Consider the following 11,674-nt stretch of genomic DNA (forward strand, 5'->3'; position numbering starts at 1 on the left):
CCTCTTTACTCAATAAAGGAAATTTATATTTCCCAACACTATGCTCTTAGTTTTGCTTCTAACTTAACATTTAAATCGGCGATAATAGATTCAATTATATCGTTTACTTCTCCATCTACTAAAGTTCTATCATGAGCTCTAAACTGCATTGAAAATGCAACAGACTTTTTATTTTCTTCAATTCCCGCTCCTGTATATACATCAAATACATTAAACTCCTCTAAAAGATCTCCTCCATGTTTTGAAACTATATTTTCAATTTCAATTACATCTATATCTCTATCGATTATAACAGCCAAATCTCTCTTAATAGCAGGATGTTTAATAAGCTCTTTAAATAAATAATTTTCCTTGCTGTACTTTATTAGCTTTTCAAATTCAATTTCAGCTACATAGCATCTCTTCTTTAAATCATGGTTTTTGGTAACATTTGGATGAACCTCTCCAAAAACGCCCACTTTTTCGCCATTTAAACTTATTACAGCTGATCTTCCCGGATGTAGAAATGAAACATTCGCTCTTGAATATTCCAGCTTTTCAATTCCTATATTCCAAAGAGACTTTTCTATAGCTTCCTTTAAATAATAGAAATCTCCCAAGTCATAAAAACCAATGGCCAGTTTTAGATTTTCTTCAGGCAGTTCTCCTTCTTGCGGAATAAAAGTATTTCCAAATTCAAAACCACCTACATTTTCATTTCCTCTGTGTTCATTTTTTGAAAGCACCTCTAGAATATTTGATACTATAGTAGTTCTCATAATACTATATTCCTCACCAAGAGGATTAATTATTTTAACAACCTCTCTTAAAGGCGAATTTTCATCTAATTCCAATTTATCAAATATAGAAGGGCTTACAAAGGAATAAGTCATAAATTCACTTAATCCAAAGGACATTAAAATTTTCTTTACTCTATCTTCAAGGTGCTTGATTTTAGGTTTCCCTCCCACAGTAAGAGCTCCTTCAAGTTCCTTTGGCTCAATATTGTGGTAACCATAAATCCTTGCCACCTCTTCAATTAAATCCTCTTCTATATCAATATCCAACCTAAAAGTCGGTACCTTTGTAACTACAAGGTCTTTTTCAACTTTAGACTTTAATTGCAGTCTATTTAGAATTTCTGCTGTTTGCTCCGCACTTAATTCAAATCCTATTAAGTGATTGCATCTATCAACTCTTAAGCTGACTTCTTTTTCTTTTCTTATGTTTTTATAATTGTCTATTTCACCTGCAACTATTTCACAAGCTCCAAGCTCCTCTGCCAATTGACAAACTCTATCTACTGCTATCTTAGCTATATTTGGATCAATTCCCTTTTCAAATCTCGATGAGGCCTCAGATCTAATCTGTAATTTCTTAGAGGTTTTTCTTACACTTTCATCACTGAAATTAGCACCCTCCAACAATACATTTACTGTTGTAGGTTTGATTTCAGAGTCAAAACCACCCATTACACCTGCAATACCTACAGCTTTTTCTCCATCTGTTATAACTACGTCTTCCTTAGACAAAACTCTATCTACGTTGTCAAGAGTTTTAATTTCTTCACCTTCTCTAGCTTGACGAACTACAATTTTTCTTGACTTTAAAAAATCTAAATCATAAGCGTGAAGAGGTTGTCCATATTCCAGCATTACAAAGTTTGTAAGATCTACTATGTTGTTAATAGGTCTTACTCCCGCTGCCATTAGACGATTTTGAATCCAAATTGGCGAGCTTTCTATTTTTACATTTTTTAAAACCTTTGAATAAAATCTACTACAGTTGTCAGTTTCAATTTCTATAGCATCAAAATAATCGTAAACATCTTCAACTTCATTTTTAAATTTTATTTCAGGTTCTTTTAAATCCTTATTAAAAGTTGCAGCTGTCTCTCTTGCCATTCCAATAATACTTAGACAATCAGGTCTGTTTGGAGTTACCTCTATTTCTATAATTTCTTTATCTAAATCTAAAACTTCAATGGCATTTTTCCCAATTTCTACATCTTCCGGAAAAATATAAATTCCATCTCTAGCCTCTTTAGGTATTACAGAATTGTCATATCCAAGTTCTTCTAATGAGCATAACATTCCATTAGATTCTAGACCTCTTAACTCACCCTTCTTAATTACCAAATCATTAGCTAGGTGAGCTCCATCAACTGCTACAGGTACTATAGCCCCTTCAAATACATTAGGCGCCCCTGTTACAATTTGAAGAACTTCACTTCCTATATTTACTTTACAAACCACAAGCTTATCCGCATTTGGATGTTTTTCTATCTTTTCAATTTTTCCAACTATTACTTTTTCAAGTCCGAAGGATCTATCTTCTATGGACTCAACATGAGAACCCGTTGCAGTAATTTCATCTGCAATTGCCTTTATATTTTCATCTATCTCAACATAGTCTTTTAACCACTTAACTGGTAATAACATTCTAAACCTCCACTAAAACTGTCTTAAAAATCTTGCATCATTTTCAAATAGCAATCTAATATCGTTAATTCCATATTTAACCATTGCAATTCTATCAATTCCCATTCCAAATGCAAAACCACTATATATCTCCGGATCTATTCCACAATTTCTAAGTACATTTGGATGTACCATACCGCAACCCAACAGCTCCATGCTCCAACCGGTATAGTTACAATCTGCACATCCCTTTCCACCACAAGTCATACAAGTTACGTCCACTTCCGCACTTGGTTCAGTAAAAGGAAAATTATGTGGTCTAAATCTAGTCTTCATTTCATCTCCAAAAAGAGTCTTTACAACAATATTTAAAGTTTCAAATAAATTTGCCATAGATATATTTTTATCAACTACGATTCCTTCCAATTGATGAAACATAGGAGAATGTGTAGCGTCAACTTCATCTGATCTAAATACTCTTCCCGGACATACAACTCTAAGTGGTGCTCCAAGATCTTTCATAGCTCTAATTTGTACTGGAGAAGTCTGAGTTCTCAAAATAGTTTTATCATCTATATAAAAAGTATCACTTAAGTCTCTAGAAGGATGGTTTGCCGGAGCATTTAACAAATCAAAATTATTTTCTACAGATTCAACTTCAGGACCATCATAAACTGTAAAACCCATTCTAATAAATAAATTTTCCAATTCTTCCAAGGTCTTTTTTAGAGGATGTTCATGACCTAAAATTTCAGTATTCTTTCTTAAAGTAATATCTATTCTTTCATCTTTTAATCTTTTATTAAGTACAATGTCATTTAATTCTTTTGTTTTTTTGGCAATACTTTCTTCAATTTCAGCTCTAACTTCATTTGCCAAAGCACCAATTACCGGTCTTTCTTCCTTTGACAGTTTGCCCATTTCTCTCAATACAAGTGTTAGTTCACCTTTTTTCCCTAAATAAGAAACTCTTATATCTTCAATTCCTTTTAATTCTTCCACTTTATCCAACTTACTAACAACTGTATTTTTTATTTCAATAAGTTTCTCTTTCATCATGTCCTCCCATTTCATTATAACTTAGATTATAGCATTTAAGCTCTATATTATCAACGTTAGCACTATTTATATTATAGCTGGAAACTACTAATATAAACTTTATGCTTGATAATGTAAAATTTTTATGGTATCATTATTAATGCTCAGGGCGACATAGCCAAGTGGTAAGGCACGGGTCTGCAACACCCTTATCACCAGTTCGAATCTGGTTGTCGCCTCCATAAGTACTAATCTTTAGGTTAGTACTTTTTTATTTTTGAAATCTTTATACAAAAAAATGATATACCTAAGCATACCATTTTAATCTTTTGATTTAATTATAAACCCTTCTCCTCTATGTACTTCAATAGTGCAACTGTCCTTTAGTATTTCATTACTTACTCCGCCAATGGGATATTTTTTAATTATTAAATGATTAGTTTCATATTTTAAACCCTTTGTCGAATATTCCAACTCTTCACTTATGGGAATTACACTGATATATTTAAATCCATTTTTAGCATAACTGTAAACTCCCTTTTTTACATAGTATATCTCGTTGTTATCGTCTATAATTACGCTTTTTATTTTAGTATAAAGCCCTTCTAAAAGTAACATATTTGAAAGCGTATGGTCCATTCTCGTACCCGTTGCAGATAAAATAACAAGATCATCAACGCCTTGTTCCAATAATATATTAAGCGCAGCTTCCGTATCGGTAAAATCTTTTTCACTGGGATATTTTTCCACTGCTATTTTATTATCTTTAATAAATTTTAACCCCTCTTTGTCAATGGAATCAAAATCCCCTACAACTGCATCTGGAATTATGTCAGTCCCAACAAAGTTTTTAATACCCCCATCAGCACATACTATAAAACTATCTCTTCCATATTTTTCCAAAAGCTCTTTATTTATTTTATTTCCACTTGAAACTAAAAGCCCTTTCATTTTAAAAGTTCCTTAAATTTTAAAATTTCAGAAGTAGGATCCTCTTTTCCAAATATTGCAGAGCCGACAACTAAAATATCAGCTCCCGCATTATAAACTTCTAAGGCATTATCCAGTTTAATACCTCCATCAGCTTCTATTAAACAATTATATCCACTATTATCTATTATTTCCCTTGCCTCTCTTATTTTCTTTAGAGAAGAACTAATAAAGCTTTGTCCTCCAAATCCTGGATTAACGCTCATAATCAAAAGCAAATTTATATCTGAAAGTGTATACTTAAGTATATCTAAATTTTCAGCAGGATTTATTACTATACCCGCTTTAATTCCAAAACTTTTTATTAAGTTCAAAGTTCGATTTAAGTGAGTCGTTGAGTTTGGATGCACAGTTATAAGATTAGCTCCCGCCTTAACAAAGTCCTCAATATAGTTTTCCGGTTTCTCAATCATAAGATGGACGTCAAAATCAATAGAAGTCAACTTTCTTAGTTGCGATACTATTCCGGGACCAAAGGAAATATTCGGTACATAATTTCCATCCATAATGTCAACGTGTACAAAGTCCACCTTTGTCTCATTCATTATGTCAAAATCTCTTCTTATATTTGTAAAATCTGCCGATAAAATAGATGGTGAAATCATTAATACCTCTCCTTTTCCTTTAACTCCTCATATATCAATTTATAGTTCTCATACCTTGACCTAGGTAATTTTCCCTCATTAACTAGCTCTACTACTTTACACCCGGGTTCGTTTAAGTGCTTACAATCATTAAATTTACAATCCTTAGAGGGAATAAAAAATTCCCTGAAATAATCTTTTAAATCCTCAGGCTTCATATCTAAATCAAAACTGGAAAAACCCGGAGTGTCAAATAGATATATTCCCTCTTCTCCGCTTAATAACTCCACATGTCTAGTAGTATGTTTTCCCCTTCTCGTCTTTTCACTTACACTGCCCACTTCAACTTCTCTATTTAATATATAACTTGCAATTGTAGACTTTCCGGCAGCAGAAACACCACTTAAAGCAGTTGTCTTATTTTTTAAATAATCCTTTAATAAATCTAAAGTAAAAGTATATTTATAGGAAATCATAAAGGTTTTAAATCCTGCACTTCTATAAATTTCCATTAAATATCTTGCCTCTTCTTCATCTAAATCATACTTGTTTATGGCTATTAATACATCTACCTTATTTTCATATTGACATATTAACTTATCAACTAAATTTAAATTATACTTGGGATCTTTTACGGGAATTACTATTAATACCTGATCTACATTGGCAACGGCCGGTCTAATTAGCATATTTTTTCTGGGATATATTTTTTCAATATATCCCAGTCTATCTTTTTCATATTTAAACTCAACTTCATCACCTACAAGAGGTTTAATATCTTCATTTCTAAAGTTTCCCCTTGCTCTAGTTTCATAAATTGTAGAATTGGAATTTACATAGTAAAAACCGCCAGTAAGTTTTACTATCTTTCCTCTCATTAATCCTCCTAATCTATTACTTCCGTATTGTTAAGTATTCCATCAATATAGACTTCAAACTTTTCCCCTTTGTAAGCATCCTTTATAGGTACTTGAATAGGATTGTCTTTGGAAGTTTTGTTATAGTTGAAAAAATCTATAACATTTCCGCTGGAAAGCGTCCTCTTAACTAAAACATGGTGTCTTTCACCATCATCAGGTACTCTTATAGTCAAATTTCTAGACTCTGTATCACTTTCCTTTGAATCTTCATTATTATCTTCAGTATTTGTATTTTCTTCTTCCAATCCTCCACTACTTGGTTCTCCATTATTTACATAGAGGATTATTACACTACCTTCTAATGCGGTTCCCTTAGGATCATAGTCGGCAACTTGACCTATACCTACATTTTTAAAGTAATCTTTCTTTACTTCAACTATAAAGCCCTTAGCCTCCAAGTTTGATCTAGCTTCTTCCTCATCCCATCCTTTAAAGTTTGGAATGGAAATTTCTTCTTTTTCCTTTTCTCCCTTGGATACTACAACTGTTATTTTTTTATCTTTAACTGCACTACTGCCGGCTGTAGGATCTTGACTTATAATTTTACCTTCTTCAACTTCATCGTCATGTTCTTCTACAACCTCACTAATTTCTAGTCCATTTTCTTTCATGATTTCCTTAGCCTCATCTAAAGTTTTACCTACTAAATCAGGCATATTAATTGCATCTGGTAGAACATTTACTGTAACTTTAATAGTTGAACCTTTTTCTACTTCCGTTCCTTCCTTCGGATCCTGTGAAACAACTTCTCTATCTTCATACTTAGGATCTTCAGTATTTCCTTCAATAGATATTACCAATCCCACAGCCTCTAATTTTTGTCTTGCCACATCGTCAGTTTCTCCAACTATAGGAGGAACTGAAATCATTTCAGCTGCTTCATCTGATCTATTAAAAACTCTCGGTGCAACATATAATAACAGGAAGAATATTAAGAAAGCAGAAACTATTCCCAAAATCACAGGAAGCGGAGAACCTTTCTTTTTCTTTTTAGGTTTTTTCTCCTCAATTTCCCTACTAGGTCTATCTTCTCTTCTTATTACCTTTTTATTTTTACCGTTAGGATTACTTTGAACTCTCGGATCGTCCATAATCATAGTTTCCTGATATGATGTCCTTGCAAAGTCAGTATTTGAAGTCCTGCCCAACTGTATGTTTTTTATATCACGTATTAAAGTATATACGTCACGATACCTGTCATCAGGATTTTTCATAGTCAGTTTTAAAACTATTGAATCAGCGGCAGGTGAAATATCTGAATAGCTTTTAGACGGTAGAGGCATATCATTTTGCACCTGCATTAATGCCACTGATACCGGATTTTCCGCATCAAAAGGCAATTTCCCCGTAAGCATTTCATATAATACAATACCAAGGGAATATAAATCCGACCTATTGTCTACATTTGCTCCCCTTGCCTGCTCAGGCGAAAAATAATGAACAGACCCCATTATAGCATTAGTCGCCGTCACCGTAGCATTATCTGCCACTCTGGCAATACCAAAATCAGTTACCTTTACTCTGTCGTCTCTGGTAACCATAATATTTTGCGTTTTTATATCTCGATGGACTATTCCTTTGGAGTGTGCTGTTTTAAGTGCCTCTGCAACTTGAACAGTATAATTTAAAGCTCGTTTTTCATTTAAACGCCCGTCTTCTCTAATTATCTCCTTTAAGGTCTTCCCATCTATAAATTCCATTACTATATAATGGATTTTCTTATTATCAATTTCTTCGGAACCAACGTCATAAATACTGACTATATTCGGATGTGATATGCTTGCCGCTGCCAGAGACTCTCTTTTAAATTTTCTTATAAAAGTACTGTCATCTGTATATTCCGGTTTTAATACCTTTACTGCTACAATCCTATCTAACTTTCGGTCATGGGCCTTATATACGTCTCCCATACCTCCAGTACCTATTTTTTCAAGAATCTCATATCTATTTCCTAAAACTTTTCCAATCATAAGAACACCTACTCATTATCTATTATTATCAACGTAACATTGTCAATTCCGCCATTAATAAGAGATTCCTCTATTAATTTAGTTTTTGCTTCTGTTAAATTGTTATTGTTCAATATTTCCAAAATTTTTTGATCACTTACCATATTTGTTAGCCCATCAGAGCATAATAAATATTTTTTATCTTTATCAAGTGGCGTTTTTTCCACATCTATTCCTATGTTTTGTGATGTTCCAAGAGCTCTAGTTAAAACATTTCGCTTTGGATGAATTAAGGCTTCCTCTTCATTGATTTCACCTATTTGAATTAAGTAATTTACAAATGAATCATCTTTTGTAATTTGCTCAATCTTATCAGGCTTTATTTCATATATACGACTATCACCTATATTGGTATAGTAGAAACAGTCGTCGAAAATATAGACCATTGAAAGAGTCGTTCCCATTCCCCTATAATCATCATCATCATTAGATAGTTGAAAAATTTTTTCATTGGCCTCGTGAATGGAGTTTTCAAAAGTCTCAATTAACTTTTCTTCCGAATCTATTTCCTCATGCGAAAAATATTCAGATATAATATCAATGGCCATTTGACTTGCAGTCTCACCTGCTAAATGTCCACCCATACCGTCAGCCAGTATAAATAAATTTTCAATATCTCCGGGAATGTAGTAGGAATCTTCATTGTTAGGTCTAACACACCCCTGATTTGTTGCTGCAACAAAATTCATTGCTTCCACCTCTTTTATAATCTCGTCTCAACTGTCCACATGCCGCATTGATATCTGAACCTAACTCTCTTCTAATTGTAACATTTAAAGAGAGAGCTTCAAGTTTTTTCATGAAATTTTTGATATCTTTTTGATTTGGCTTTTTCCCACTATACTCTTCTATTGGATTAAGTGGAATTAAGTTGATGTGCGACTTTAATCCTTTTAAAAGTTCTTTTAATTCATAGGCATTTTTATCTAAATCATTTTCCCCATGTATTAAAGTATATTCAAAAGTTATCCTACTCTTGGTTTTATCAGAATAATACTTACATGATTCTATAATACTTTCAAGGTTATACCTTTTGTTTATTGGCATTAAACTGTCCCTACTAATATTATTAGTTGTATGCAAGGATATTGCAAGAGTTATTGGCAAATTTTCATCTGCTAGTTCATATATTTTATCAGAAATGCCACATGTTGATATAGTCATATTTCTATAACTTAAATTTTTTCCCTTTTCATGGTGTAAAATTTTTAAAAATCTGAGAACTTCATCATAATTATCCAGCGGTTCTCCGCTTCCCATTAAAATTACATTTGAAACTATAATACCATATTTATTCTCAACTTCATATATTTGTGACAACATCTCCGATGCTGTTAAATTTCTAATTAAACCTTCCTTAGTTGATGCACAAAAAACACAACCCATTCTACATCCAACTTGTGTTGAAATACACTGAGAATAACCGTGTTTATATTTCATTAAAACGCCCTCTACTATATTTAAGTCATCTAATTCAAATAGCAATTTTTTAGTTTCATCTTTTTGAGATTGAAATTCCTCTAAAATTTTAATTTTTCTTAAAGTACAATTCTCTTGTAATTTTGTCTTTAAACTTTTAGGCAAATTGCTATTTTCTATATCTCCTCTTTTTTGAGAGTGTAAAAAAGCAAATAGTTGAGTCGCTCTATAGGATTGCTCACCATATTCTTTTATTAACTCTTCCAATTCATCTATATATAATCTATTTAATTCCATTTGTTCTCCGCTTTAGCTTGGCTATACTGAAACCATCTGTACTATCCTTTGATGGATATAGCTTTAAAATTTCTTCCCCATTTATTTTCTCCAGTGAAAATTCATTATTCTCCCTTAGAAAATTATATACTACATCTTCGTTCTCCTCTTTAGTTAAGGTACATGTTGAATAAATCATCTCTCCACCGGGCTTTAAATATTTTGAAGCATTCTTTAACATTTTCTTTTGAATTTTACTAAGTGCTTGAATATCCTCATAACTTCTATTCCATTTTATTTCCGGCTTTTTCCTATAAAGTCCAAGACCTGAACAAGGCGCATCTAAAAGCAAGTAATCAAATCTATCTTTAAAATCATCGTTATAAATTTCAGCATCATTTATTGTAGGAATAATATTTTTAATCCCCAGCCTTGCAATATTTTCCTTTATTAAGGAAATTTTACTTTTAGAAATATCACAAGCCACAATCTCTCCACTACTTCCCATAATCATACTTAAGCTTGATGTCTTACCTCCCGGAGCACTGCACAAATCCAATACTTTAGAATTCTCCTCGGGATTTAGAAACTCCGACACTAAAATTGAGGCTTCATCTTGTACGTAAAAATAACCCTTTTTAAATTCTTCACTTTCAAAAATTCCTTCAGGGTTTTCTATTACTATACCAAATTTTGACATTGTTGTGTCTTGTGATTTATATCCTTTTTCATCTAAGATTTGTCTAAGGTCCTCTCTGCTAATTAATAAAGTATTAACTCTAATAGTAAAGGGAGGCTCCATATTATTTGCTTTTAACAAATCCTCAGTAAATTCAGTTCCTTTATCCTTAAGAAACATATCTACATAGTATTTGGGATGAGAATAATAAATACTTAAAAAGAGACTTTTATCCTCTTCATATAAATCCATTAAACCGAACTTACTTTCCAAAAGTTCATCTTTTTTTCTATATAAATTTCTTAAAAGACCGTTTACATAACCCGCTGAACCTCTATTACCGAAAATATTTGCCAGTTTTACACTTTCGTTAATAATTGAATATTCAGGAACTCTATCTAAAAAAAATATTTGATAAATTCCCATTTCCAATATCGTTAAAATAATTTTATGAATTTTTTTAAATTTAACTTTTGAATGTTCTTTTATAATATAATCCAGCAGAGTTCTATTTTGAACTACTCCCTTTGTTATATTCACTACTAAATTATAATCCCGCTTGCTTATGTCAGATTTTTTTAATATTTCCAGCTCTTCTTTTAAAAAGGCACCTTTATAAAAGACATTGTCTATAATAAAAAGTGCCTTTTTTCTTATGTTTTTCATTTTTTAATTTCTCCTGTCCTGTACTATGGATAGCAATCTCAAAAGTTCAAGAACTGCTACCAAAGTAGCTGCAACATAAGTCAATGCCGCTGCAGATAAAACCTTTTTAGTTCCCACCATCATCTCCGGTGCTAAAATGGAATTTGAAAGTTCATCTTCAGCTCTACTACTTGCATTAAATTCCACAGGAAGTGTAACTATTTGAAACAATACCGCCAATGCAAATAATGCAACTCCTAGTTTAACAAAAAACACAGAAGAAAATAAACCTAAAATAATAAAAAAGAAAGATAAGTTAGAACCTATTGTCGCTGCAGGAACTAAGAAAGACCTTATTTTCAATGGAAAATACTCTGTGGCATCTTGAAGAGCATGTCCCACCTCATGGGCAGCAATACTTAAAGATGCAACACTTCTACCATAATAAACCTCTCTTGAAAGATTTAAGGTCTTATTTGAAGGATTGTAGTTGTCCGACAAGACTCCCTTAGTTTCTAAAATCTCAATATCCCTAAGTCCGTTTCTATCCATTATAATCCTTGCAACTTCCGCGCCGGTAAGTCCCGTTCCACTGTCAACTTTTTTATATTTTTCATAAGCCGATTTAATTTTTGACTGAGCATATAAACTTAGTATTAAACCGGGCAAGATATAAATTAAATATTGATAATTATATATACCATAACTAAACATA

At 32.3% G+C, this 11,674-nt stretch carries 10 protein-coding genes and 1 tRNA gene; 1 reads left to right on the top strand and 10 read right to left on the bottom strand.

What is annotated here, in order from left to right:
* Positions 1 to 38: 38 nt before the first annotated feature.
* Together pheT and pheS are read right to left on the bottom strand one after the other, a co-directional pair.
* Positions 39 to 2,420, bottom strand: coding sequence for a phenylalanine--tRNA ligase subunit beta (gene pheT / locus EF514_RS05345; RefSeq protein WP_127724406.1), 2,382 nt, complete (start codon positions 2,418 to 2,420; stop codon positions 39 to 41).
* A gap of 12 nt (positions 2,421 to 2,432) precedes the next feature.
* Positions 2,433 to 3,455 carry a phenylalanine--tRNA ligase subunit alpha gene (gene pheS / locus EF514_RS05350; protein WP_127724407.1) on the bottom strand — a complete coding sequence of 341 codons (1,023 nt, stop codon included), beginning with the start codon at positions 3,453 to 3,455 and terminating at the stop codon, positions 2,433 to 2,435.
* 150 nt (positions 3,456 to 3,605) lie between these two features.
* On the opposite strand from pheS, the gene EF514_RS05355 reads away from it, so the two are divergent.
* Positions 3,606 to 3,679: transfer RNA gene (locus EF514_RS05355), tRNA-Cys, on the top strand.
* Between the two features lie 79 nt (positions 3,680 to 3,758).
* Here the strand turns inward: EF514_RS05355 and EF514_RS05360 are convergent.
* From EF514_RS05360 to EF514_RS05395, 8 genes are read right to left on the bottom strand one after another with little or no spacing between them, the layout of a single operon-like run.
* A complete protein-coding gene (locus EF514_RS05360) occupies positions 3,759 to 4,388 on the bottom strand; it encodes a thiamine diphosphokinase (RefSeq protein ID WP_127724408.1) in 630 nt (209 codons plus the stop codon).
* On the bottom strand, positions 4,385 to 5,032 hold the full coding sequence (rpe, locus tag EF514_RS05365) for a ribulose-phosphate 3-epimerase (RefSeq protein WP_127724409.1): 648 nt from the start codon (positions 5,030 to 5,032) through the stop codon (positions 4,385 to 4,387). The genes EF514_RS05360 and rpe overlap by 4 nt, the downstream gene beginning before the upstream one ends.
* Positions 5,032 to 5,889: a ribosome small subunit-dependent GTPase A gene (gene rsgA / locus EF514_RS05370; protein ID WP_127724410.1), complete on the bottom strand. Its 858-nt coding sequence runs from the start codon at positions 5,887 to 5,889 to the stop codon at positions 5,032 to 5,034. The genes rpe and rsgA overlap by 1 nt, the downstream gene beginning before the upstream one ends.
* 8 nt (positions 5,890 to 5,897) lie before the next feature.
* A complete protein-coding gene (gene pknB, locus EF514_RS05375; protein WP_127724411.1) occupies positions 5,898 to 7,901 on the bottom strand; it encodes a Stk1 family PASTA domain-containing Ser/Thr kinase in 2,004 nt (667 codons plus the stop codon).
* 8 nt (positions 7,902 to 7,909) lie between these two features.
* Positions 7,910 to 8,629, bottom strand: coding sequence for a Stp1/IreP family PP2C-type Ser/Thr phosphatase (locus EF514_RS05380; RefSeq protein WP_127724412.1), 720 nt, complete (start codon positions 8,627 to 8,629; stop codon positions 7,910 to 7,912).
* On the bottom strand, positions 8,592 to 9,656 hold the full coding sequence (rlmN, locus tag EF514_RS05385; RefSeq protein ID WP_127724413.1) for a dual-specificity RNA methyltransferase RlmN: 1,065 nt from the start codon (positions 9,654 to 9,656) through the stop codon (positions 8,592 to 8,594). Before rlmN ends, EF514_RS05380 begins: the two co-directional genes overlap by 38 nt.
* Positions 9,643 to 10,980 (bottom strand): 16S rRNA (cytosine(967)-C(5))-methyltransferase RsmB, encoded by a 1,338-nt coding sequence (gene rsmB / locus EF514_RS05390; RefSeq protein ID WP_127724414.1) that lies wholly within the window; start codon positions 10,978 to 10,980, stop codon positions 9,643 to 9,645. The genes rlmN and rsmB overlap by 14 nt, the downstream gene beginning before the upstream one ends.
* Positions 10,981 to 10,983: 3 nt before the next feature.
* Complete coding sequence (locus tag EF514_RS05395; RefSeq protein WP_127724415.1) at positions 10,984 to 11,673, bottom strand: zinc metallopeptidase; 690 nt, start codon at positions 11,671 to 11,673, stop codon at positions 10,984 to 10,986.
* Position 11,674: the final 1 nt, after the last annotated feature.

Source organism: Anaerosphaera multitolerans (assembly GCF_004006535.1).
GTDB lineage: Bacteria > Bacillota > Clostridia > Tissierellales > Peptoniphilaceae > Anaerosphaera > Anaerosphaera multitolerans.